The sequence below is a fragment of the Microbulbifer hydrolyticus genome (genome assembly GCF_009931115.1).
In the GTDB taxonomy this organism is placed as follows: Bacteria; Pseudomonadota; Gammaproteobacteria; order Pseudomonadales; family Cellvibrionaceae; genus Microbulbifer; species Microbulbifer hydrolyticus.
Genome location: NZ_CP047491.1, coordinates 2,241,457 through 2,265,229, shown reverse-complemented (window position 1 = coordinate 2,265,229; position 23,773 = coordinate 2,241,457). Strand labels below are relative to the sequence as shown.

General features: G+C 58.4%; 23 protein-coding genes and 1 tRNA gene. 10 read left to right on the top strand and 14 right to left on the bottom strand.

All coding sequences use genetic code 11. From position 1 onward, the window contains the following. Positions 1 to 3 precede the first annotated feature (3 nt). Complete coding sequence (gene trmA / locus GTQ55_RS09525) at positions 4 to 1,092, bottom strand: tRNA (uridine(54)-C5)-methyltransferase TrmA (RefSeq protein WP_161858521.1); 1,089 nt, start codon at positions 1,090 to 1,092, stop codon at positions 4 to 6. A 69-nt stretch (positions 1,093 to 1,161) separates the two neighbouring features. Between trmA and GTQ55_RS09520 the strand changes: the two genes are divergently transcribed. Next, positions 1,162 to 1,575 (top strand): secondary thiamine-phosphate synthase enzyme YjbQ, encoded by a 414-nt coding sequence (locus tag GTQ55_RS09520; protein WP_161858520.1) that lies wholly within the window; start codon positions 1,162 to 1,164, stop codon positions 1,573 to 1,575. A 24-nt stretch (positions 1,576 to 1,599) separates the two neighbouring features. On the opposite strand, the gene GTQ55_RS09515 is transcribed toward GTQ55_RS09520, so the two are convergent. The 5 genes from GTQ55_RS09515 to GTQ55_RS09495 all read right to left on the bottom strand — a co-directional run bounded on the left by GTQ55_RS09515 (position 1,600) and on the right by GTQ55_RS09495 (position 3,752). After that, complete coding sequence (locus tag GTQ55_RS09515) at positions 1,600 to 1,935, bottom strand: TusE/DsrC/DsvC family sulfur relay protein (protein WP_161858519.1); 336 nt, start codon at positions 1,933 to 1,935, stop codon at positions 1,600 to 1,602. Between the two features lie 5 nt (positions 1,936 to 1,940). Beyond that, positions 1,941 to 2,216 (bottom strand): sulfurtransferase complex subunit TusB, encoded by a 276-nt coding sequence (gene tusB, locus GTQ55_RS09510; protein WP_161858518.1) that lies wholly within the window; start codon positions 2,214 to 2,216, stop codon positions 1,941 to 1,943. 1 nt (position 2,217) lies between these two features. Then, positions 2,218 to 2,583 (bottom strand): sulfurtransferase complex subunit TusC, encoded by a 366-nt coding sequence (gene tusC, locus GTQ55_RS09505; protein WP_161858517.1) that lies wholly within the window; start codon positions 2,581 to 2,583, stop codon positions 2,218 to 2,220. A gap of 4 nt (positions 2,584 to 2,587) precedes the next feature. Then, positions 2,588 to 2,980 carry a sulfurtransferase complex subunit TusD gene (gene tusD, locus GTQ55_RS09500; protein ID WP_161858516.1) on the bottom strand — a complete coding sequence of 131 codons (393 nt, stop codon included), beginning with the start codon at positions 2,978 to 2,980 and terminating at the stop codon, positions 2,588 to 2,590. Positions 2,981 to 3,068: 88 nt separating this feature from the next. Continuing rightward, positions 3,069 to 3,752 carry a Bax inhibitor-1/YccA family protein gene (locus GTQ55_RS09495; protein WP_161858515.1) on the bottom strand — a complete coding sequence of 228 codons (684 nt, stop codon included), beginning with the start codon at positions 3,750 to 3,752 and terminating at the stop codon, positions 3,069 to 3,071. A 131-nt stretch (positions 3,753 to 3,883) separates the two neighbouring features. Here GTQ55_RS09495 and GTQ55_RS09490 point away from each other — a divergent pair, with 131 nt between their 5' ends. Continuing rightward, a complete protein-coding gene (locus tag GTQ55_RS09490) occupies positions 3,884 to 4,414 on the top strand; it encodes a protein tyrosine phosphatase family protein (protein WP_161858514.1) in 531 nt (176 codons plus the stop codon). A gap of 13 nt (positions 4,415 to 4,427) precedes the next feature. Here the strand turns inward: GTQ55_RS09490 and GTQ55_RS09485 are convergent, their stop codons facing one another. The 7 genes from GTQ55_RS09485 to rne form a co-directional block, all read right to left on the bottom strand. Next, complete coding sequence (locus tag GTQ55_RS09485; RefSeq protein WP_161858513.1) at positions 4,428 to 7,019, bottom strand: endonuclease/exonuclease/phosphatase family protein; 2,592 nt, start codon at positions 7,017 to 7,019, stop codon at positions 4,428 to 4,430. Positions 7,020 to 7,057: 38 nt separating this feature from the next. Then, entirely contained in the window at positions 7,058 to 8,344 is a 1,287-nt protein-coding gene (locus GTQ55_RS09480) for a glycosyltransferase (protein WP_161858512.1), read from the bottom strand. Next, complete coding sequence (locus GTQ55_RS09475) at positions 8,341 to 10,584, bottom strand: hypothetical protein (RefSeq protein WP_161858511.1); 2,244 nt, start codon at positions 10,582 to 10,584, stop codon at positions 8,341 to 8,343. The genes GTQ55_RS09480 and GTQ55_RS09475 overlap by 4 nt, the downstream gene beginning before the upstream one ends. Continuing rightward, entirely contained in the window at positions 10,584 to 11,288 is a 705-nt protein-coding gene (locus GTQ55_RS09470) for a TVP38/TMEM64 family protein (protein WP_237567632.1), read from the bottom strand. Before GTQ55_RS09470 ends, GTQ55_RS09475 begins: the two co-directional genes overlap by 1 nt. A 173-nt stretch (positions 11,289 to 11,461) precedes the next feature. Beyond that, positions 11,462 to 12,745, bottom strand: a complete 1,284-nt coding sequence (locus GTQ55_RS09465; RefSeq protein ID WP_161858510.1) for an MgtC/SapB family protein — start codon at positions 12,743 to 12,745, stop codon at positions 11,462 to 11,464. Positions 12,746 to 12,903: 158 nt separating this feature from the next. Continuing rightward, positions 12,904 to 12,991, bottom strand: a tRNA-Ser gene (locus GTQ55_RS09460). 125 nt (positions 12,992 to 13,116) lie between these two features. Beyond that, positions 13,117 to 16,299: a ribonuclease E gene (gene rne / locus GTQ55_RS09455; RefSeq protein ID WP_161858509.1), complete on the bottom strand. Its 3,183-nt coding sequence runs from the start codon at positions 16,297 to 16,299 to the stop codon at positions 13,117 to 13,119. 788 nt (positions 16,300 to 17,087) lie between these two features. On the opposite strand from rne, the gene rluC reads away from it, so the two are divergent. Together rluC and GTQ55_RS09445 are read left to right on the top strand one after the other, a co-directional pair. Further along, complete coding sequence (gene rluC / locus GTQ55_RS09450; protein ID WP_183946588.1) at positions 17,088 to 18,101, top strand: 23S rRNA pseudouridine(955/2504/2580) synthase RluC; 1,014 nt, start codon at positions 17,088 to 17,090, stop codon at positions 18,099 to 18,101. A 52-nt stretch (positions 18,102 to 18,153) separates the two neighbouring features. After that, complete coding sequence (locus GTQ55_RS09445) at positions 18,154 to 18,798, top strand: HAD-IA family hydrolase (RefSeq protein WP_161858508.1); 645 nt, start codon at positions 18,154 to 18,156, stop codon at positions 18,796 to 18,798. 27 nt (positions 18,799 to 18,825) lie between these two features. Here the strand turns inward: GTQ55_RS09445 and GTQ55_RS09440 are convergent, their stop codons facing one another. Further along, complete coding sequence (locus GTQ55_RS09440) at positions 18,826 to 19,413, bottom strand: Maf family protein (protein WP_161858507.1); 588 nt, start codon at positions 19,411 to 19,413, stop codon at positions 18,826 to 18,828. A 112-nt stretch (positions 19,414 to 19,525) separates the two neighbouring features. Here GTQ55_RS09440 and GTQ55_RS09435 point away from each other — a divergent pair, with 112 nt between their 5' ends. The 6 genes from GTQ55_RS09435 to acpP all read left to right on the top strand — a co-directional run bounded on the left by GTQ55_RS09435 (position 19,526) and on the right by acpP (position 23,695). Next, entirely contained in the window at positions 19,526 to 20,068 is a 543-nt protein-coding gene (locus tag GTQ55_RS09435; protein ID WP_161858506.1) for a YceD family protein, read from the top strand. Positions 20,069 to 20,147: 79 nt separating this feature from the next. Further along, complete coding sequence (rpmF, locus tag GTQ55_RS09430) at positions 20,148 to 20,339, top strand: 50S ribosomal protein L32 (RefSeq protein ID WP_161858505.1); 192 nt, start codon at positions 20,148 to 20,150, stop codon at positions 20,337 to 20,339. A gap of 36 nt (positions 20,340 to 20,375) precedes the next feature. Further along, complete coding sequence (plsX, locus tag GTQ55_RS09425; protein ID WP_237567921.1) at positions 20,376 to 21,377, top strand: phosphate acyltransferase PlsX; 1,002 nt, start codon at positions 20,376 to 20,378, stop codon at positions 21,375 to 21,377. An 87-nt stretch (positions 21,378 to 21,464) separates the two neighbouring features. Next, on the top strand, positions 21,465 to 22,409 hold the full coding sequence (gene fabD / locus GTQ55_RS09420) for an ACP S-malonyltransferase (protein ID WP_161858503.1): 945 nt from the start codon (positions 21,465 to 21,467) through the stop codon (positions 22,407 to 22,409). A 69-nt stretch (positions 22,410 to 22,478) separates the two neighbouring features. Continuing rightward, positions 22,479 to 23,234: a 3-oxoacyl-ACP reductase FabG gene (fabG, locus tag GTQ55_RS09415; RefSeq protein ID WP_161858502.1), complete on the top strand. Its 756-nt coding sequence runs from the start codon at positions 22,479 to 22,481 to the stop codon at positions 23,232 to 23,234. Positions 23,235 to 23,458: 224 nt separating this feature from the next. Further along, positions 23,459 to 23,695 carry an acyl carrier protein gene (gene acpP, locus GTQ55_RS09410; protein WP_010130751.1) on the top strand — a complete coding sequence of 79 codons (237 nt, stop codon included), beginning with the start codon at positions 23,459 to 23,461 and terminating at the stop codon, positions 23,693 to 23,695. Positions 23,696 to 23,773: the final 78 nt, after the last annotated feature.

Sequence of the window (23,773 nt, the reverse complement as noted above, 5' to 3'; positions counted from 1 at the left end):
CCGTTATTTTTTAACCAGCAGTACGGCGGATTCCGTGTGATCCGTGTACGGGAACTGATCAAATATCGCAAACCGTTCAATCTTGTGAGTTTTGGTCAGTTCCTCGAGGTTCTCGAGCTGGGTCTGCGGGTTGCACGAGATATACAGAATACGCGGATAGCGCGCGATCATCGCGCAGGTGTCGGCGTCGAGGCCGGCGCGGGGCGGGTCGACCAGCACGGTTGAAAAATCGTAGCTGTCCAGGTCGAAGTCTTTCAGGCGGCGAAAAGGGCGGACCTTGTCGATGGCCTGAGTGAACTCCTCGCTCGACAGGCGCACGATATCCAGGTTTTCCACACCGTTCACCGCGATATTTTCCTGCGCGGAGTTTACCGACACCTTTGAGATTTCCGTGGCGAGCACCTTGCGGAATTTTTCTGCCAGCGGAATGGTGAAGTTGCCATTGCCGCAGTAAAGCTCCAGCAAATCTCCTGAAGCATCTTCACAGCAGCTGCGCGCCCACTGGATCATGGAACGGCAGATTTCGCCGTTGGGCTGGGTGAAGCTGCCTTCCACCTGCTTGTACTGATACGTACGGCCGTCGATGTCCAGCTTCTCGATGACGTAGTCCCGGTCCAGCACCAGCTTCTGTTTGCGCGAGCGACCGAGGATCGGTACGCCGAGGGCCTCTTGCAGAGCACGGGCTTCCTGTTCCCAGGCATCGTCCAGCGGCTTGTGGTATATCAGCGTGATCAGCGCATCGCCGCTCAGGGTGGTGAGAAACTCGGTACAGAATAGCCGCTTGCGCAGGATTTCGCTCTGATTGATGGCGTCGAGCAGTGGCGGCATCAATTCGTTGATACGGCGGGAGCCCACGGTAAACTCTTCAATCACAAACGGCTTTTTGTATTCGCCCTGCTTGTACATGGCGTAATCGACGCGGCCACCTTCCTGCCACATCTTGAACTCCGCACGCAGGCGGTAATGGTTTGGCGGGGAGGGGTAAACTTCCGGCGCAAGGCTGGTAAAGGGTGCGTAGGCCTGACGCAGGCGATCGACCTTGTGGTCCAGTTGCTGCTGGTAGTCGTCGGTGTTTACGCGGTGAAGAGCCATGTGAAAGAGCCGTATCTGGTGAATTGAATCGGGCGCGGATTATACGCGAAGTGGTAAAGGAGTAGGACAATGGCCGTTGGGCAACTGGAGATTGTAGTGCGGGGCCAGGGACTGCACGAATTCACCCGTGAGGTGGAGCACTGGCTGGCTGGTCAGAGTTACGGCGGGGATGGATTGTGCACGCTGTTTATTCAGCACACCTCCGCAAGCCTGCTGATCCAGGAGAACGCAGACCCCAGTGCCCGGGTTGATCTGGAGAACTGGCTGAACCGGCTGGTGCCGGAAAATGACCCACTGTACACGCACACTCTGGAAGGCCCCGATGATATGCCCGCTCACATCAAGTCCGCGCTGACCGCCAGCAGCCTCAGTATCCCGGTGGTGGACGGCCATCTGGCGCTGGGCACCTGGCAGGGCATTTACCTGTGGGAGCACCGCTATCATGCGGGCAAGCGCCGGGTGATCATGCACCTCGGCAATTAGCTTTCGCGCCCTATACTGGCCAGTTCACAGGCAGTTGGTGGGTTTGGGTAGCCCTGCAATCTTGCTGCCGATCTTGGCGGGGCTCGGTGGAAACAGTTTCATCAGGAAAATACTGCGGCCTTTTTCTGGTCCCAGATTCTGCCCTACATACTTCACCAGTGGGCGCATCGCCGGAGAGAGTTCAAACTCTGTGTAAAACGCCTGCAGCAGGCGAATCACATCCCAGTGGTCCTCGGTCAGCTCAATGTTTTCCTGTGCGGCCAGTGCCTCGGCCACCTCGGGGCTCCAGTCTTCCAGGTTGCGCAGGAAACCTTCCTTGTCCAGCGGAATTTCCCGCCCTTCGATTACGAGATTGCTCATCGAACTCACTTGAACCAGCTGACGACAGGATTGTGCTCGGTGCACAGGGATACCCAGCGCAGGTCGTCAATACCCTCGACATTTGCCGCAAGGGTAATGCCGCGGGCGTCCGCATCGGCCTGCAGACAGTAGACGTTGTTTTCCGGCAGTGGCTGGTGACCTGCAGCGCCGTACACGCCGTCTTCGATCAGCAACAGGGCATCGCCTTCGGCAAAGCTTGCGAGGCAGTCACGCAGCGCGCTGCCGGTATGGGGAGACTGGTTGACAATGTGCAGCGTCATTTTAAAAACTCAGTACCTGGTCGAAGTTGCCGATAAAGGTGCCGGTGTCCTCCAGCAGTTTCAGTTCGGCACCGGCAATATTCAGTTGCTCGGGGGCCAGCCCGCGCTCCTTCAGGCTCCTGTGGCAGACGTACAGAGTCTCCACGCCGAACATGGGCAGCGCCTGCAGGTTTCGGCGCAGGTTCTTTTCGCCGATGGCCTTCGGATCTTGTTCGAGCAGCTGGAATACGCCGTCGTTGATAAACAGCACATCCGGAATCTGATCCATTGCCGCACTGGCGAGCACGGCCTCCAGGCCTTCGCGGGCAAGCGCGTTGCCGTAGGGGGCGTGGCGGCAGAGGGCGAGGATGGATTTAGGTTGCGACATTCACTCAACCTCCAAAGGTCACGACGCGGTCACTGACCACGCAGGCTTCAGCGAGCTGGCCGAGCCCGGCCAGTTCGAAGCCGTCCGCCAGATTGCCCGCGGGCTTTTCCAGCCGGGCTGATTCGCTGATACTCAGCACACCGCGGCGCTGGGCGGCGGCGATACAGATGGTTAGGTCCAGCGTGTGCGCTTCCTGGAGTTCCTGCCACTGACGGAGCAGGTCCTGCTCATCCTGTGGTGGCGCGGTGAGAGCGCTGCCGTTGTGTACGCCGTCGCCATAGAAAAATACCCGGTAGATACTGTGGCCGGACTGCAGCAGTGCGCGGGCGAAGCGCAGAGCCGTTGCGGCACCTTCCGTGGAGTGTGGTGCCGCGTAGATGACGAGGGTGAATTGCATGAGTGGTTCGCTATAAACGCCGGAAAACGCACCGATAAAAAAATGCCCCGCGGAGCGGGGCACTGTGTGAACTATCTCAGCGGGCTGATTAGTCTTCTGAGGCGAAGCCGAAGATGGTCAGCAGGCTGGTGAACAGGTTCAGGATACTAAGGTACAACATGGTTGTGGCCATGATGTAGTTGGTCTCACCGCCGTTCACGATGCTACCCGTTGTAAATAGGATGTACCCAGAAAAAACAAGGGCAGACACACAGCTAATGACCAGGTGGGCCATTTTGATGTCAACCCCAAAAAATGCTGCGGCGACGAACGCGACAATCGAGCTGACGATTACGGCAACAAGCCCCATAAAGAGGAATCCGGCCATAAAGCTGAAATCCTTGCGGGTGGTCAGTACGTAAGCGGACAGGGCAAAGAAAATCAGCGCGGTCGTACCCAGCGCCTGCATGACGATCTGGCCGCCGCCAGCGAGGCCGAGGTAATGGTTCAGCATGGGGCCGAGGGAGGCACCCAGCAGGCCGGTGAAGGCGAATACCACGCCCACGCCGGATGCGGAGTTGGCGGTACGGGGAAGGACAAACCAGACCAGTGCGATGGCGGCGATGGAGCAGATCAGGCTCATACCGCGGCTCATGCCGATGGCCATGGAAACACCGGCAGTGACTGCGCTGAACAGAACGGTCATTGCGAGCAGTGCGTAGGTGTTACGCAGTACTTTGGCGGATTCTGAGCGATCCAGTGCTCCGGACTGTGTATAGACTTCTTGGCGCATTAGCGTCTCCTGGAAGTGAATATGAAATCTCTTGGATCATATAGCCAGTGCTTTAGACCTTCAAGTAGGCGCTGGGTTCGACGATCTTGTGATAGTTGGGGCAAAATAGCGTGCAAACAGGAGTTATGAAAATGAAATTGCTGAAAACCCTACTCACACTGTGTGTATTGACCCTTGTTTCGGTCGCGCATCCGGTATACGCCAGCGAATCCACACAGGTACCCTTTGGAGACAAGATGGGGGCGGAGGTGCTGAATTACAATCGCCTCCGGCCATTTCTTGCCACTGGTGGCAGTATAGATCTTGGCAAACTGGAAACCCTAAGGGAAAAAGGTTTCCAGACGATTATTGACCTGCGCATGCCGGAAGAGGGTACCGCGGAAGAGCGCGCGGCGGTGGAAGCGGCGGGAATGACCTACGTGAACCTGCCGATCGGCAAAGGAGCGCCAACCGATGATCAGATCGTGCGTCTGACAGAGCTTCTTGAGGATCCCGATGCCGCACCAATCCTGATGCACTGTGCCAGTGGCAACCGGGTGGGCACGGCGTGGGCGATCTACCGGGCTCGCAGCGGCGTCCCGCTGGGTATCGCGATCGAGGAGGGCCTTACCACCGGAATGCGCCCATCCCGTGTAGAGCAGGTGCAGGCGCTGTTCCAGTGAGGGCGCTTTTGCATTAGTCCGGACTGGACTGCTTGTTTCGCACCGGGACTCTCAGGTCAACGATCAGTGGCAGGTGATCGGACGCGAGCTGGGTCAGTTCACTGCGGGGGACATGGATGTCGTTCACTGTGAGTTCGGTATCCGCAAAGACATAGTCGATGCGGGCCTTTGGCAGGCGGCTGAAAAATGTGCCCTTTGGTTTGTGGCCGGGCAGGCTCATTTGAGTGTCGGCCAGCTCTGCGGTTATCCGCTTGATTTCAGTCGAGCCGGGCAGGGCATTGAAATCCCCCACCAATATGCGCGGTCCGACGCAATCCGGGCTGCCCATCCAGCCTTCACCCAGCAGCGCATCCACCTGTCGTAACCGTTCTGCCTTGGTCAGGCCCAGATGCGTGTTGAAAATGTGCACCGGTGTGCCGTGAAAATCCACTTCCATCCACAGCGCACCGCGGGGCTCCGCGCGCCCGTCATGAAATGAGCCTTCCGGTGGGCCGGGAAGAATATCCTTGCGTACCAGCCGCAGCGGATAGGTGGACATGATGGCGTCGCCGTAGCGTTCATCTTCGAGGTGCATGGCGGGTTGAAAGTGGCAGTCCATGGACAGCAGGTTGGAAATCTGGTGTGCCTGATCGATGCCACCCGTGCGCTTTCGGCGTACGTCTACTTCCTGTAGTGCGACCACGTCTGGCGAATAGCGTGCGATCACGCGGGCTATTCGCTCCGGCGAAAGCTTGCCGTCCATACCCTTGCAGATATGCACGTTATAGGTCATTACCCGCAGACTTTTGCTGGTGGTGAGGCTCATCTCTTGGGCGGTTGCTGCCGGATCTTCGCCGCGCCGTGGCTCTGCTGCCAGTGGCGCGTGCGATGTTACGGAATTGCCCCCGCTGGCGGTCGCCCCCGGTCGGTTTGCGACGCTGATCGCCGGCGGGGACTTCAGTCGCTGCGCCGGTTGTGCCTTCAGGAACGCCAGTGCCGCGTTGCGGATATCTTTCGGGCGCCAGTGGCCAAGGCCGTTTTCCGGGAAGTGAATATCGCCCGGCATCAGCGCAAAAGCGTGGGTTTCATTCGGGCCGGCACCTCCGTGACTGCCGGACTCAATGGCGAACGAGATACTTTCGTGACCCGCACACCATCCGCTCACCACAAAATCACCAGCATCCGGATGGCGGCACAGGTTTGCGAGGTCTTCTACCGCTTCATCTGCGAAGGGATGATCCTCGCCCATGATCTTGTGGCCGTCTTCGGGCAGGGAGAAGGCGCCCTCACGCCACCAGCCGCGCACTTTGGTTACCGGTTCTCCGTCTGGGCCAGGTTCGAGTGTCGTCTTGTCTTCATACAAGACCATCGGAGCCTTGGTTTTGTCGACAATCAACTGGGCGATTTTATCCGGTGGGGTGCCCTTGCAGTGAACGTTGTACAACAGCGCAAGAGGACCCATGGCCGAGAGTGCCATGGGCGCATCGCCTTCCTGGCGGTCTACCGGGTCCTCGATCGGAAACAGTTTCTGTACCCACTGGCCGCCAAACAGGCGCACGCGCTGCAGCTGAACCCCTTGCTCACCGGTGGCCCGATATCCATGGGGGCTTTGCGGCAGATCGGAAAGGGCGTCGCTGACGGCGTCGGCGAAGCTGCGGCCGTGCAGCGTTTCGTAGGGGGTGCTGTCTTCCTGGCCGTGGTCGGAGTAGATCCAAACATCGTAGTGCCGGCGTGAAGAGCGGTGTGCGGCACGCCAGATGCGGGCAATCGCATCATCGATGCCCTTGAGCGTCCAGTGTGCAAACTTGGAGCTGGGGCCACGCCGATGAGCCTGTTCATCGTATCCCAGCAGATTGATGTAAATAACCGGAAGGCCGCGGGCAATGTCGATTTTCACCCCGACCGTGGACAGCTCCCGCAGCAGAATGGTGATGGCGATGCGGGTTGGGATAAACATCAGCTCACGGAGCAAATCCTGGCCGGTGACCATGCCCCGCAGGAAGTCGACCACGGAGAGAATAAATTCAAGCAGCAGCAGACCAAGGGTACGAATCAGACTCCACAGGTTGGCCAATAACATGACGATCAGGGCCAGGGGGCCGGCTTCCTTGAGGGATGGCCCCCACCCCTGTGAGGCGGGGCAGAAGTGCGCTTCATTGTGTTCCGCACCCGCACGAAACACGCTCACATAGCAACTGCCCTGTTGCAGCAGCGGCTCGTGGCCGGCATCGGTAAGTTGTTTTTCCACCTTGTTGGCAGCATTGGATTCGTACATCCGCAGCATTTCCTGGGATTCGGTCGACATGAATCCAAAGGCGGGTACCGCAGATTTCACACCATAGAAAATTTCCGCCTGTACGGCCGGTGTGGTGGCGGGAACACCGGAATACATATGGTCGAGATGGTAGTGTTCACGCTCGATCAGCTTCTTGAGGAAAGGCATTTTCCCATCCGCGAGTGCTCTGTCGAACTGCGGACGGGCGAGACCATCTATCTGGATCAGCACCAGCGCCGGTGCGTCCGGTTCCCGTTCATTGATCTGTAACTTGAGCATCCGTGCCAGCCACTCGCTGCGGCTGATCCGGCGGCGCCAGCGGCGCAGGGTGCTCTCGATACGGGTCATCATTGGGAGCAATCCATTATGGTTTTGGAATTATGCGTTTGTTATGAGCTGCTTTTTCCGGAGTGATCCGGATCAAGTGCGGCGCTGGCGGCACTGGTGACACCTTCGAGTATTTCCCACTGGGCGCCGATCATATTGCGCAGGCGCATCCACTGGGCGTACAGGGAGTCGTCAAGTGGCCAGTGTTGGTGCACCAGCGTCTCGTAGTGGTCGAGGGCGGCGGAAGCGCAGTTCTCCATGGAGAAGCGCTCTGCGGTGTCGAGAGCCGCTGCGCACAGCGATTGATACTCCTCCCGGGAGAGGTCGAGCACCCACTGCAGGGCAGCGATCATCTCCCGCTGGCAGTGCTTGAGTACCAGGCGGCCATTGATCCGGTCCTCGACCACTTCGCGACAGCCGCTGGCATCCAACGCCACTACAGGTACACCGGCGGCCATGGCTTCGGTAAGTACCATGCCCTGGGTTTCACTGGTGGAGGAGAACCCGAATACATTCATTGCGCTGTAGGCATCGCGCTGGGCCTCTCCCTGCAGAGTGCCGGTCAGATGGAGCCGGTCTCCCTTGCCGTGGGCATTGAACAGCTCCTCCATGCGGCTTTGCATGGGGCCGGTGCCGACAACCAGAAAGTGTATGTTGTCGTTGCGGTTTATAAGTTCGAGCACCGCCTCGGAAAGGAACTCGAGATTTTTCTCCGCCGCGAGACGACCGAGGTGGCCGATCACGAACGCCTGCTCCGGGATCCCGTACTGTGCACGTGCGGCAGCGCCATCCCCGTTCTGGTAATCCTCGAGTTTTACCCCGGTCGGTACCACCCGGATGGGGGATTTAACCCCGCGTTCCCTGAGCAGGTCCGCGACGCTTTCGCTGGGTGCAAACACCATACTGGCCAGGTTGCTATAACGCGTTGCGAGCTCGATCACAAAGCGTTTCAGCGCTTCCGAGTCGGCGGGCACATAGTGCGTGTAGCGTTCGTACAGGGTGTGGTGGGTGAAAACCAGGGGCAGTTCGCGGCTGCGCGCGATACGCAGGGCCGACATGCCAAGTAAAAACGGGTGGTGGGAATGCACCAGGTCCGGTTCGAAAAAATCCAGCTGTTCGGTGAGCTCGCCGGAGAGGGGAAGGGCTACTGAAAAATCGCTGCCATTAAAATTTTGTATTGCATGAATGCGCACCACATCTTTTTCATTTTCGATTTTTTGTGAAAACTCCGGGGCTACCACAAGTACCCGGTGCCCGCGCTTTCGGTACTCCCTGCAAAAGGCATCTACCGAGCGCGCCACCCCACCCACGTGCGGCAGGTAGGTATTGGTGAGCATGACGATGTTCACTTACGTTGCAACTCCAACATTTCAACACCGGAATCAGCGATTATCGGCTGGTAACCGAATGCGCGAACCTCAATCGCGGGGGGCTCGCCGTGCCATTTTCCCGCCCATGAAATACGCGGTCTCTCTCCTGGAGTAATTTCCAGTGAAATGGTTCCGAAATAAGTGGGGGCCGGGCCGAAGCGAATGGGTTTCTGTGCGCTGCTATCACCCAGCCATTCCGGCGGCAGGCCGGACGCGAGAATCAGTGTATCGCCTTCCTCACGCACAAAACAGTTGCGCTGCATGGTGACCCATTCTGCAGCGGCCCACGCGTGCTGCCCATCCCCCATGCAGCCACCGAAGGAGTGCGGGTGAATGGCTTCGGGCCACTGACCAGTGGGTGAGGCGAGATCGGCTACGTTGCGCATCAGCTCGATACAACGTGGATCCCCGGCGCGCAGCAATACCTGTGCCACATGAATGGTGAGATAGGCATTGATACCGGAATGGATCATGTCCTGGAAAAATCCACCGGACACAAAGCAGTTTTCCATCAGGAACTCCACCAGGTCGAGAAGGCGCGGGTCGTCTTCCGGGTAGAGCTTAAGTGGGTAGCCGGCAGCGATGGAGCCGATAGCGCCGGCGTCCAGCCGGCGTTTGGGTGAGGCCGGCATGGCGGGGCGCTTGAGCCTTTCCGCGCATTTTTCCAGCGCGGCGTCCACCGTGAGCATGAAATCGTCGGCTTGGCTCTGGAAGGTATCCGCATCCTGCGGATGGCCTTCACGACTGCAGATGGCGACAGCGGACAGCTGCCCGCCAATTCCCCAGAAGTCGTCCCAGAAATAGCAGTCGTTTGGACCCAGGTGCTCCGCGCTGAACCCTGCAGGCAGCAGGCCGCCGGTGAGGCTGCCATCTTTCGGCAGGCGTTTGTTGTGTATCCACTGGGCGCCGCGCAGTACCGGGTCCAGCCATTCGGACTTCAGCTTGTTGCCGGTAATTCGGCAATACTGATCAATAATCCACAGCGCCTCGCCATTGGAGTCCCATTCGCCATCTTGGGAGTGGAAGTAGCCATTGCGCTTCTGCCGGGATGGAAAACGCTCCAGTGCCCGTTCGGCCCGGTCGAGCAATCCCGCATGCAGCAGGGACTGGATCATGAACGCGGCATCGCGGAACCAGAACCGTTTGTAGGTGTAGGGGCCCGGATACACGTCGTGTGGCGAGTGCAGGATCAGGGTGCGGATTGCGGAGTCGTAGATAAATTGCAGCTGTTCATCGGGTATCGACATGGCGCAGTGCTGGTCGAGGTTCTGCTTCCAGGTTGAAGCAGCGTTGCCCTTGTTCAGCTTACAGTGCTGGGGAATGGTTACCAGCGTGTCAACGGTCTCCCCGGGTTCCAGCCGGAACAGGGCAGCGGCAGTGGCCATGCCCACCTCGCACTCCGCATGGTTTTCGTTGCCGTCATCGCGAAGGTGCAGCGCGATGTCACCGGTGTGGTAATCGGAAGCGTGGTGGCGGTCCACTGCACGGTCAAACAAAACTTTATCTTTGCCGTCCACCAGCCAGCGGTCGCGGGTATTTTCCAGGGTTACCTTGTTTACAAAGGCTACCCCCTCCGGGTTGCAGGGGCGCAGTGCCACCACCAGCCAGCCGCCGGTATTGTGGCGGGCGCGCAGTTGCATGTGGCAGTTGTTGTTGCGCTGATCCAGTTCTGCCCAAACGCGGTTGTAGAGTTCTGCCTGGTCGCTGGAGGATTCCGTTTCTATGGCGATGCCGCCGTTCAAGTCCAGCTTCTGCGTTACATCGTCGTGCTGGGAAGGGTAGAGGTTCCGCCCGTCGTCACCGATGATCCAGGTGTCGATAGACCAGCCGTCATAATGCGGCGTGAGCAGCCCGCGTGGATCCACAATGGGCATTTCTTCGCTCCCCGGTATACCCACTGCGGTCCAGTTGCGGTGGCTCAGGTTGCAGTGGGTAATGGAGAATGCGCGCGGGATAAACGACACATCGGCCGGGTCGAACTGGCGCTCAATCCAGTAGGGCCAGACCCAATCCAGGTTGTGCTGGATGACCTTGCTGTTCATCAGTGCACGAGCGTGAAAGATGACACCGGCGCGCAGCAGCTCGATCGGTTCGCTGACTTCGGAGGGTTCCGCGAAACGCTGCAGGCGCGCCATCACCGCCAGGGGATCGAGGAATCCGTGGGAAGTGGCGAACTTGCGTACGAAGAACCGCCAGGGAAGCCATTTCATCCAGGGCATCAGAGCTCTCCTTCGTCGATTTTCTGCTTGAGTGCGCGGCGCGCCATGCGGGTCAGACCGATAATCGCAATGATGGCGAGGCAGAACCCCAGGCCGTACAGCGCCCACTCCGTGGGTGTACGTGTGGCCCGGTCTGTACCAATACTGGCAAGGTCCGCGGCAATAGAACCCACGTAGACATTATTCACTGTGATGGGAATGACACCTAAGAAGTTCCCGATACAGAAATCCCGGAATCTCAGCGGTGTCAGCCCAAAGAAATAATTCGACAGCTTGAACGGGAATAGCGGCACCATACGCGTGAGCATGACCATACGCCAACCCTCATCGCGCAGCACTTCGCCCAGGTTGGCCGGTTTGACTTTTGCCAGGAGCCAATTGGAGGCGCGCTCACCCAGCAGGTAACGGGAAATCAGGAAAGCAATGGCGGCGCCAAGCACCGTGCCAAGCACGACATAAATGGTGCCTTTTATAACCCCGAATACGAACCCCGCACCCATGGTGAAAATCACGCCCGGGAACAGCAAAATAATGGAGACAGCGATCACCAGCATAAACCAGACGCCTGCCTGCCAGCCGAGTGTATCCAGCCACTGCATCAGCTCGATGAGTCGATCGTCAAGGTCGAAATAGTGCAGAATCGCCAGCATCACACCCACAGTGAGGATGCAGATGACAAGCAACCAGATCGGTGAAAACTTCACGCCATATTGTTCCGCTGGGCCCGCGCTCTTGGTGGCCGGATTACTTAAAGCTGATTGGAGTCGATAAGTTTGTACTCTTTATAGACTAGCCAACACGGTGACGTGTGTGTCGACATAATGTGCGGGTTATTTCTTGGCGCAATGAGCGACGGTGAGCCCTATTTAGATTTCTACTAAGGCCAGAACGAGAGCACGGCCAGCCCGGTAATAAACGGGATGGAAAACAGCGTCAGCACCCCGCGCAGCAGTGACAGGCCTCCCAGGAAGCCCGCAGCACAGGCCTTGAACACCAGGTTTGCGAGACTGGCGATCACCATCGCTCGCCAAGCTGTGTCCACCTCCATGGACCCCGCGCCGGCCATGTTGGCGGTAGACAGGGTGATGGCATCCACGTCGGTAAAGCCGGAAATGAGCGCGACGATATATATGCCACGATTGCCGAAGTATTCCTTGCCTGCGGCAATGGCCAGCAATATCACAGCGTAAAGGGCGCCAAAAATAAGTGCAGGCTTCAACTCCGCCGGGTTACTGGGCTCCGGCATCGTTTTTTCTCTATGCTGGATGCGGAGGTAGGCGAGGGCGCAAACCACCAGGCTGACCGCGAAAAGTGATGCCAGCGGTGGAAGAAATGCCCCCAGCTTGCGTGGTGCGACCACTGTGATCTCGACGAACATACGGATATACATACTGGTCGAGGCGATCAGTATCACCAGGGCTGCAAGTCCCACTGCCTTCTGCTGTGTGCGTGCCATACGCGCGTAAGTCACGGTGGTCGCCGTCGAAGAAATCAGGCCCCCGATCAGTCCGCTCAACAGAGTGCCGGCGCTGGCACCTACAATCTTGTAGGCGGCGTAGCCACCCAGGCCGATTCCGACGATCAGCACGACCAGCAACCAGATGGAAAAGGGGTTGAGAACGTCGTATGGGCCAAACGTGCGGTTGGGCAGTACCGGAAGAATGATCAGCGAAATAACCGCGAACTGCATGATTGAGCGGAGGTCTTTGTCGGAAAGCTTTTGCGCGAATGCGTGCATTCCCGGTTTGAAGTGCAGCAGTACTGCAATGGTGCCGCCGACAACGACCGCCACCGTCTTGTCGCCGAGTACAAGATAGGCACCAAGCAGAAATACCAGCAGGGCGCTCACCTCGGTCGTCACACCCACGTGATCGTCTTTACCACGGAACCGGTCCAGGTTGCCGAGCAGAATCAACGCCGTCATGGCCAGTAGCCCGGTCAGCATCAGCCAGTCCATACCGGGGTTGAGGCTCAGTCGTGCGGTCAGTGCGCCGAACAGCGCGATCATGGGGAAGGTGCGGATGCCGCCCAGGCGGTCGGTGGTGCGCTCGCGCTGCAGACCGATCAGCAGGCCCAGGCCAAGGGCGATGGCGAAAGCGATGATGCTTTCGGAGTCGAGCAGTGGCGGAAGTGCGGGTGTAGCTTCCTTGGGGGAGTTCATGAGTGATGCGAGTTTTGGATCATCACATCAGTGTAGAGGAGGAGGGGTTTCGTTGGTCTCTGCGCTGGCGCGCTCCGGCTAGAACGGGGTTCTCATCCAAATCTGCCCCACCGCCATACAAAAAAAGCCCGACTGTTGCCAGTCGGGCTTTTTTTGTATGGCGGTGGGGCAGGGATTCGAACCCTGGGACCTGTTACAGTCAACGGTTTTCAAGACCGCCGCTTTCGACCACTCAGCCACCCCACCAAATTGTGCTGCGCATTATACCGAGCTGTTTTGCGGGTACAAGTGCGCAGGAACTTTTTTTAGGAACTTCAATGGGTTAGCTGCATTTTTGAGCAGCTAACCCTGCGGGTTCCTCCGTCAATCGCTTAACCAGCTTCGGAGTTTTCCGCGCTGGTATTGCGCTTGGTGCGCGGGTCGTTGGCCGGGCGTTGAAGCGGGCGTGGGCTGTGCTCGATGTTGGCCGGTTGGGCGGTGTCGAGCGGGCGCAGATCGCCTACTTCTGGACGGGCAGTGACGACTTTGAAGTCAACCAGAGGCTTCGGGTTGATGCGCGGGTCGTTACTGGCGCGACCATAAGTGCCGGTTGCCGGAGCCCTTTCTTCGGTGGAAGCGACTGGCGCTGCTGGGGTCGAAGGAGCTTCCGGTTCGCTGGTCTCTTTCTCGGCGGTCGGTGCTTCCTCGTTCGAGGCCTCGATACTGGTGTCAGCCGCGGCACTGGTTTCGACAGATTGCCCTGCTTCGCTTTTGCTGGCTGCACTGGCAACGGATTTTTCCGGGGACTCCGCAAGCAGATCGCCTTCCGCATGGGTCTTCGGCGTTTCTGCGGTTTCCTCGGGTTTAGTGTCCGCCTTCGGTGCTTCAGCAACGTTCGCATCAGCCGCTACTTCGGGCTTGGGTTCTGCTGGAGCCTGTTTAACTTCGTCAGACTGCTTGTCCTGCTGAGGCGCGCTGCGCTCGGGTGCTGCTTCCGAGGTGGCGGCGGGCTTGCTGGGCTTTGCAGGTTGTTCAGAAACGGCGGGCTGCTCAGCCGTAGCTGGAGCTTGAGCTTCGGTTTTTTCACGCTTTGCTTTCGGTGCATCGGCGCGCACCTGTGCTTCTGCCCAGGGCTGCTCGGGCTTCTGTTCGCTTACCGGCTCTTCGGCCTGCTTTTCAACGGGCTGTTCCGCTTTTGCAGAGGGCTTGTCCTCGCGTTTCGCCCGCGGCTTGCGCTGGGGTTCTTCGGAAGGCTGCTCGACCTTGGCGGCTACGTCGCTCTCGGTGCTGGCGGGAACCTGGCGAGTTTCCTGCTTCTGCTCCTCGTTCGCAGCAGAGCGCTCCTCACCCTTGTCGCCACCACGGCGGCCACGGCGACGGGGCTGTGGGCGGCCGCGTACGTTGCTCGGGCGACGAGAAGGACGCTGCTGGTCGTCACTGCTTGCGTCTGCGGCGTCAGCTGCGATGTCGAGATTGGTGCTCTCTACGTCTGCTGCGGTAGTGGCCTGCTGCTCGTTGCGACGATCGCCACCACGGCGTCTGCGGCTGCGACGTTGACCTTCGCGCTGGCCTTCGCGCTGACCATCGCGCTGACCGTCACGACTTCCGTCACGGCTCGCTTCGCGGGTTTTATCCCGGTTGTCGCGGCGCTCACTGCCTTCGCTGTCATCACGGCGTTTGTCGCCGCGCTTGGAGCGGGTATCGTCCTTGCGGTCGTCACTGCGCTGATCGTCACGACGGTTGCCGCTGCGATTTCCGCGTCCGCGTCCACGGCCACCGCGCTGGTTGCGGTTGCGCTGCTGGTAGCCTTTATCACGACCGGTAGTCTTCTTGTCTTTCTTGTCGGACTTCTCCTCTTCGCCACTAAACAGGGCGGAGACGGCGCTGATCAGGCGGCTGAACAGGCCAGGTTTTTCGGTCTCTTGCTTCTCCTTGGCTTTCGCCTTGGTGGGTTTGGCCACCGGGGTCGGCGCAGGAGCGGTGTGGGCGATCTGCTGTACGGCGGGCTGCGCCGCGGCGCGCACAGGTTCGTCCTGTTTGCTCTTTTCTACGGTCTCTTCAATGGTGCCGGAAATCTTGTACGAGGTTTCCAGGGTGGTTTCGTCGTCACGCAGGCGAAGCACTTCAAAGTGCGGGGTTTCCAGATCGGCGTTGGGAACAACCACCACGCGGGTGTTGTTGCGTGCTTCGATGTGGGAGATCGCCTTGCGCTTTTCGTTGAGCAGGTAGGTCGCTACATTCACCGGGGTAATCGCGCGGATTTCTGCACTGCGTTCTTTCTTTGCCTCTTCTTCTACCAGTCGGAGAATGGAGAGGGCGAGGGACTTGGTGCCACGAATGGTGCCCTGGCCGCTACAGCGCGGGCATACGCGGAACGTGGTTTCACCCAGGGATGGGCGCAGGCGCTGGCGGGACATCTCCAGCAGGCCGAAGCGGGAGATGCGGCCTACCTGTACCCGGGCGCGGTCCATGCCGAGTGCCTTTTCCATACGCTTTTCAACTTCGCGCTGGCTGGACTTGCTCTGCATGTCGATAAAGTCGATGACGACCAGTCCGCCCATGTCACGCAGGCGCAGCTGGCGAGCGATTTCGTCAGCGGCTTCCAGGTTGATGGTGCGTGCGGTCTCTTCGATATCGCCGCCTTTGGTGGCGCGGGAGGAGTTGATGTCGATGGACACCAGCGCTTCGGTCACGTCGATGACGATGGAACCGCCGGATGGAAGTTTCACTTCGCGTTCGAAGGCGGTCTCGATCTGGCTTTCAATCTGGTAGCGATTGAACAGTGGGATATTGTCGTCGTAGAACTTCACCTTGTTGGCGTAGTTCGGCATCACCTGGCGGGCGAATTCCGCGGCCAGTTGGTAGGCGCCATCCTCGTCGACGATCACTTCACCGATATCGTCGCGCATGTAGTCGCGGATGGCGCGGATGATGACGTTACTCTCCTGGAACAGGAAGTGTGGTGCCCTGGAGTCATCCGCTTCCGTCTTGATGGCGTCCCAGAGTTGCAACAGGTAGGTAAGGTCCCACTGCAGCTCTTCGCCGCTGCGGCCAACGCCGGCGGTGCGCACGATGATGCCCATGCCGGAAGGTACTTCAACACTGGAGAGCGCGTCGCGCAGGTCGCTGCGCTCATCGCCTTCGATACGACGGGAAATACCGCCGGCGCGCGGGTTATTTGGCATCAACACCAGATAGCGGCCAGCGAGGCTGATGAAGGTGGTCAGGGCTGCGCCCTTGTTGCCACGCTCTTCTTTATCAACCTGTACGATGACTTCCATGCCTTCTTTGACCACATCCTTGATCTTGATGCGGCCTTCAATGTCTTTGGGCTGTTTCAGGAAGTATTCGCGGGAAATTTCTTTCAGGGGCAGGAAGCCGTGGCGCTCAGCACCGTAATCGACAAAGGCGGCTTCAAGGGAGGGTTCTACTCGGGTGATTTTACCTTTGTAGATATTGGCTTTTTTTTGTTCGCGGGTGCGATTTTCGATATCCAGGTCGTACAGCCATTGGCCGTCGACCAGTGCAACGCGCAGCTCTTCTGGCTGGGTTGCGTTGATCAGCATTCTCTTCATGCGTTCGTTTTTCCTTGCGTTGTGCAAAGGCAAAAACACCGCTGAAGCTCGCAGGCTTTGGTGATTACGGCGCAGAAGAGGGCGTTGCCCCACGTCCTGCTACCGTGCGGTACCCACTCTCTGCAGGGGCGCCAGTCAGGGGCACCTGCGGTGTACATACCGTATTAACTCTGAATACCGCTTCTAAATCAGGTATTCGTTTCCTGTCAGGCCGGCTCCGCATAGATCCCGGGCGGGTCCTGACTGCAGCCCGACTTCAGGCAGCATGGGTTACATCTTCTCTAGGCTCCGGGGCCGGCTCGTGGCTGGGCCCTGATGGTCTTGTCTAGTAGTTGCCGGCGGTGCAGGCGTGCCATTTTGCATCACTTGCAGGGGCCGGGGGCCAGTTCGGTCGCTGGCGCAAATTCGCGGAGCGAGATGTAACGAACAGAGTTTATTCCAAGCGCTGCGGGCATCAGCCCGTCTTACCTTCGCAAAAATCCCGTTGTACGGGGTCGGGTCGGCGAGAGCTTCGGGAGGGGCCTCTGAGGCCAGGATCCCTGGGCACCATCTTGCGACGCGCTCTTAAAGAGTCTCGCCGACGGAGTTTTGTTGATAACGCGGCTTTCCGCGCACCGGCCCGATTAGCGGTATTTTCTCAAGAGCGGCACCTGAGTTTTTGTATAGCAGAAAAACCGTGCACCGCCGAAAACCAGCCCTAATTCAGGCCGGCCGAATATACCATGGTGTTCGCACGTCATCAATCAGAGTGCTTCAAATGGCGGAGGCTTGCGGCTATCATGCGGCCCATGCGAAGTAGCCCCCCAAACAATCCCCCCAAATCCGCCGATTCCCCGCGTGATGGCGCCTCCAAGGCTTCTGAGCGGCTGGGCAATGGCGTTCAGTTTCTCACTGTCCCTGAGGAGTTGGCCGGTCAGCGGATCGACAACTTCCTACAGGCGCGCCTAAAAGGCGTGCCGCGATCGAGGATCTATCGGATCCTTCGCAAGGGGGAGGTGCGCGTAAATAAAGGAAGGGTGAAGGCCGAGTATCGCTTGAAAGGTGGCGATCAGGTCCGGGTGCCACCAATCCGGGTGGCCGAGGAGTCTGCGCCAGCAGTGGCTGGGGATTCCCTGCGGAAGACGCTGGAGGCGGCCATACTTTATGACGAGGGCGGCCTGCTGGTGGTCAACAAGCCCGCTGGGCTTGCAGTGCATGGCGGGAGCGGGGTTCGTCTCGGCTTGATTGAGGCGTTGCGCCAGATGTACCCGAATAGCCCTTTTATGGAGTTGGTGCATCGGCTGGATCGTGACACCAGCGGAGCGATCCTTGTGGCCCGTAAGCGCTCAGTCCTGCTGCATGTGCAGTCGGAGTTGCGTGCGGGCAAGCTTGGCAAATCCTATCTCGCGCTCGCGGCTGGCAAATGGCCGCGCGGGCGCAAGCTGGTGGAGGCGCCGTTGCGCAAAAACACCCTGAAGAGCGGCGAGCGGATGGTGATTGTGGATGGCGAGGGCAAGCCGTCGACTACGCGATTCCAGGTGGAGGAGCGCTTCAAGGGTGCGACACTGGTGTCGGCGGAACCGGTCACCGGTCGAACCCACCAGATCCGGGTGCACGCTCAGTTTGTGGGTTGCCCACTGGCTGGGGATGTCAAATACGCCACCGATGAAATCAATGGTGCATTCCGCGAGCTGGGTCTCAAGCGCCTGTTTCTCCACTCCGCGGGCGTGCGCTGCACGCTGCCGGATGGCTCGCGTGTCGATGTGAAGGCGCCTTTGCCTGCGGAGCTGGAGTCGGTATTGGCCGTTCTCCGTAAAGGGTGAGGGGCTCTGCGTACGGTTGCGGTTAGTCGTTAAACGCACGGGAAGGTTGGCAATGTTGGTAATTCTCGATTGGGATGGAACGGTGTGCAATTCTGAGGCGCGCATCATTTCCTGTATGCAGCGTGCTTCCGATCGGGTGGGGTTGCCCGTACTGGAGCCTGACGCAATCGGTAATATTATTGGGTTGGGGTTGCCTGAGGCGATTTCCTCGTTGTTCCCGGAGGCGCATAGCGAGCAACGTGCTCAGCTTGGCGCTTATTACTCCGAAGAGTGGCTCGCTGCGAGGGCAGAGCCGCTGCCACTGTTTGATGGTGTGCTCGCGACGCTGGATAAGTTACTTGGGGCGGGCCACCAGCTGGCGGTGGCGACGGGCAAAAGCAGGAGGGGACTCAACCGGGAGTTTGAAGATCACGGCATCGGCCACCTGTTTCCTATCAGTCGCTGCGCGGACGAAACCGCCTCCAAACCCAATCCAAAGATGTTGCGTGAGATCCTCTCGGAAACGGGTGTTCATGTGTCTGACGCGGTCATGGTGGGTGACACCGAATACGACCTGAAGATGGCTTCTGCGATCGATATGGCGTCCATCGGAGTGAGCTATGGGGTTCACTCTCGTGAGCGTCTAGACGACTGCCGCCCGCACCGAATCATTGATCACTTCACCGAGCTGCTGCAGTGGCCTCCGCTGGTAGCGTGATTGCGTTATTTTGCCCTGATGAATGGTTTAGTTTCGGGTGAGCGGGTCAATCCCGTAGGGCTTGAGCAACTCAATCAGTCGAATTAGTGGGAGGCCAATCAATGTATTCACGTCATTTCCTTCCATTTTTTCGAAGAGTGCGATTCCCAACCCTTCGGCTTTAAAGGATCCCGCGCAATCCAGCGGGTTATCCAGTTCGATGTAGTTTTCGGCTTCCAATCGGGTCAGATCCCTGAAATACACGCGGAAGGGTTCGCAAATTGTGGTGTGCCGGGCAGACTGGCCGTCCAGTACGCACAGGCCGGTATGGAAGGTGACCGGGTGGCCGGCGCATAGGAGGAGCTGCTCGAGCGCTTTTGCCCTGGTGCCCGGCTTGCCCAGTTGTCGCCCCTCGCATTCCGCCACTTGGTCGGATCCGATGATGATGGCATCCGGAAACTGGCTGTGCAGGGCGTGGGCTTTTTCCGTGGCGAGCCGCGTTGCCAGTTCCAGGGCGGACTCGCCGGGCAATGCTTCTTCATTTATATGGGGGCTTGCCGACTCGAATGGCAGTCGCAGCTTCTCAAGGAGGGCGCGACGGTAGGGGGAGCTAGAGGCTAGAATCAGTCGACGCATGGGAATTGGCTTCCTGGTTTGGAGGTCGGGTCCGGCGGGGCTGGTGCCGCTGATCATGCGGTGGTTGAATTGTTTTGACAAGGCTCAGGTGAGTCCATAGAATTGCGCGCTTATGTCGATACCCCCCCAGAAATCTGCGCTTCCGCGCCGCATTGATGCACGAAAATTGGTGCAGCGTGAGCAGCAACTGGACGGTACTGTTCCCTCGGATGAACTTCCGCGGCTGGTAGCGTCTACGGAGTCAGTAAATGGTGATGTGGCAGTGACTCTGGCATTTGCCAGGGATCTGCAGCGTAACCAGGTGGCTACCGGGCATCTTAAGCTGGAGGTAGAGCTGTTGTGTCAGCGCTGCCTGCAGCCGGTGTGTGAGCAGGTTGAGGCCGATATAGCCTGGGGCTTTGTGTGGTCGGAAGATCAGGGCAAGTCATTGCCCAAGTCTCTCGACCCGGTGATACAGGACGGCGATGAGCTGGATCTGTATCAGACATTGGAAGAAGAGATTTTGCTCAATCTGCCGATGGTGGCTTTCCACGACCGGGAGTGCGTCTCCAAAGAGGCATTCCGAAGTGGTGGCGATAAGCCGGAAGCGGTAGAGCAACAGGAAAACCCCTTTAAAGTACTGGAACAGTTGAAGGGTTCGTCAAACAAGTCTTGAGAGTTGTTTGAAGGGTTTGGGCTCGCCGGTAGGCGCCCCGGTTCCGGTGTTAACTGTTAGTTATGTTTAGGAGCACCAAATGGCTGTTCAGCAGAACAAAAAAACCCGTTCCCGTCGCGGCATGCGTCGCTCTCACGACGCTCTGAGCGGACCGACTCTGTCCGTTGATCCGACCACCGGTGAGAAGCATCACCGTCACCACGTGACCAAAGACGGTTTCTACCGTGGTCGCAAAGTGATTGATGTCGGCAGCTCTTCCGAAGAAGAGTAAGCTTTGTCCAGCCAATTACGATTGGCCGTGGATGCGATGGGCGGGGACTTAGGTCCCCGCTCTGTCGTTCCGGCCTGTGCAAGATTTCTCATCCGCTTCCCCCAGGCAGAACTGAAACTGTTCGGCCCCCGCTCCCAGCTGCATTCCCTTCTGATTAAACAGCCCCCATCGGTGCGTGAACGCCTCGAGCTGGTCGACTGTGCCCAGGTGATTACCCAAGGGTGTAATCCGGTGCAGGCATTGCGCCACAAGCGTGAATCGTCGATGGCGCTGGCGTTGCAGTCAGTGGCGAGTGGAAATTGCGCGGCCATGGTGACCTCTGGCAATACGGGTGCACTGCTGGCGCTTGGTCGCAGCATCCTGGGCACCGTCGAGGGGGTCCGTCGCCCGGCGCTCGGCAAATCCTTGCCCACCGCAGACGGTTCCTGCTTCATGCTCGATCTCGGTGCGAATATCGACTGCACTGCGGAAGACCTGGTGCTGTTCGCTCATATGGGGCAGGAGGCACAGCGCGTGTTCTCCGGTAAGTCTGAGCTGGCGGTAGCACTACTGAATATTGGTGCGGAGGAGCACAAGGGTACCGAAGAGATCCGGCGTGCCGGCAAACTGCTTCAGGCGGACCCCGTGATAAATTACGTGGGATTCGTTGAGGGGCACGATATTTTTACCGGTGCCGTGGATGTTGTGGTGTGCAATGGCCTGATGGGTAATGTAGCCATGAAATCCGCCGAGGGCGTTATACGACTCATAGGTCAAAAGACGTTTACCATTGACAAGAAGGCGCCGATAAAGCGCTTTTTTGGCCAATTAGCCATAAATCTGTTGCGAAAATGGCGCGCACAGCTAGAACCCGGTCGTTATAATGGCGCCAGCTTTTTGGGGCTGACAGGCAACGTTATCAAGAGTCATGGCGGTGCCAGTAGCGAAGCGTTTTACCGCGCGATGCTGACGGCAAAAGAGTGTGCCGAGTCAGACTTGGCGCAGCAGTTGGGCAGGGCAATGGCTCTGCAGTCGCAGCAGCAGACGGGGTGCGATTAAGCAGGGCCCCGTGACCTGTTCGCGGTCTATAACGTCCAGCCAGGCCCTCTCGTTTAAGGCTCCACTTATTTGGTTAAAGGATGTTCCATGACCAACCCAGTTTTGGCGTTTGTATTTCCCGGCCAGGGCTCCCAGCAGATTGGTATGCTGGCGGAAGCGGCCGAGGCTTTCCCGGAAATCAGCGCAACCTTTTCTCAAGCTTCCTCTGTTCTCGGGTATGACCTCTGGGACCTGTGCCAGAATGGCGCGCAGGAAGATATCAACCTTACTGAAAGAACCCAGCCGCTGCTCCTCACGGCCAGCGTCGCACTGTATCGCGCCTGGCAGGCCCAGGGTGGCGTGACACCCGCGCGTATGGCGGGCCATAGTCTGGGTGAATGGTCCGCGCTGGTATGTGCCGGCGTGCTGCAGTTTGAAGACGCCGTGCGCCTGGTGCGTGAACGCGGCCGCCTGATGCAGGAGGCTGTGCCGGCTGGAGAGGGCGCCATGGCGGCGGTCATCGGACTTGATGATCAGGCGGTGGAAGATGCCTGTGCCAGTGCCGCTGAAGGCGGTGTTGTTACTGCTGTAAATTACAACTCGCCCGGTCAGGTGGTGATTGCGGGGGGCGCTGCGGCTGTCGCGCGCGCTATCGATGCGTGCAAAGCGGCGGGCGCCAAGCGTGCGCTGCCACTGCCGGTTAGTGCGCCATTTCATACGGAACTGATGCGCCCGGCGGCGGAAAAGCTTGCGCCGCAGATTGAGGCGACCGTATTCCGCGCGCCGGAAATACCCGTTATCCATAATGTGCACGCCAAGCCGGAGGCTGATCCCTCCGCGATCAAGGCGCTGATGGTTGAGCAAATTTACAGCCCGGTGCGCTGGACTGCCTGTGTCCAGGCGATGGCCGAAGCGGGCACCGCGCAACTGGTTGAATGTGGTCCCGGCAAGGTTCTCGCCGGATTGGCGAAGCGTATTGATCGCAGCCTGACCGCACACAATATCGAAACTCCGGCACAGATGTCAGAAGCCGTAAAATCCACTGCACAATAAAAACGAACCCCAACCAGTGTGGCAGGCTGCGAAAGGCGCCAGCTGCAGGGGAGGGGAACGGGAGAAAATATGACTGTTTCAACTTCACTTGACGGCAAGGTAGCGCTTGTAACTGGCGCCAGTCGCGGCATCGGGGCCGCCATTGCCGACCTGCTCGGCGCTCAGGGTGCTATCGTCATTGGTACTGCGACCAGTGCCGGTGGTGCGGAAAAAATTTCCGCACGTTTTGCCGAAAAGGGCGTCAAAGGTACCGGTAAAGAACTCGATGTCACCAGCCCCGACAGCATTGCTGCGGTCCTGGAATCTGTTAAGGCGGAGTTTGGCGCTCCCACCATTCTTGTGAACAATGCGGGTATTACCAAAGACAACCTGCTGATGCGCATGAAAGACAACGAGTGGGAAGATGTCCTGAATACAAACCTGACCGCTGTCTACCGTGTGAGCAAAAGCTGCCTGCGCGATATGTCCAAGGCGCGCTGGGGTCGTATTATCAATATCAGCTCGGTTGTGGGCAGTATGGGTAATGCTGGCCAGAGCAACTATGCGGCCACCAAAGCCGGTGTCGGTGGTTTCGCTCGCGCACTGGCTGCCGAGGTTGGTTCGCGGGGTATAACCGTGAACACCGTTGCGCCAGGCTTTATTGATACCGATATGACCAAGGTGTTGCCGGAAGCACAGCGCGAAGCCCTGATGGGCAAGATCCCGCTGGGCCGTCTGGGTGCGCCGGAAGAGATTGCGTCGGTCGTCGCATTTTTGGCCAGCGATGCTGGTGGTTATGTGACCGGAGAGACCATTCACGTGAATGGCGGCATGTATATGGGGTGATTTTCTCTCGAGAAAATTGCCGTAAGTAGTTGATTGATAAGTTAATTTTTATCATTCAGTGGTTGGTGGGAGGCGGTGCATTACATCCCGAAAAAATCAGGGTACAATGCCGCCTCGAATTAACCATAAGCTGTGTTAGCCGGTTACTGAATCACCACATGTTGTGGGCAAATTTCAAACAGTGACCAAAACAGATTTTTATCCACTAGGAGTTAAATTGAATCATGAGCAGCATTGAAGAGCGCGTAAAAAAGATCGTTGCTGAACAACTGGGCGTGAAGGAAGAAGATGTAAAACCTGAAGCATCCTTTGTTGAAGATCTGGGCGCTGACTCCCTCGACACAGTTGAGCTGGTAATGGCTTTGGAAGAGGAATTCGAAACCGAAATCCCCGACGAAGAAGCAGAAAAAATCACCACTGTTCAGCTGGCCATTGATTACATCAACCAGAACCTCGGTTGATTCCTGCTGGATAGTTTAAGTAAAGGGTAAGTGCTACCCATTACTGTTGTACTGCGAGAGCCGTTCTATGTTCCATAG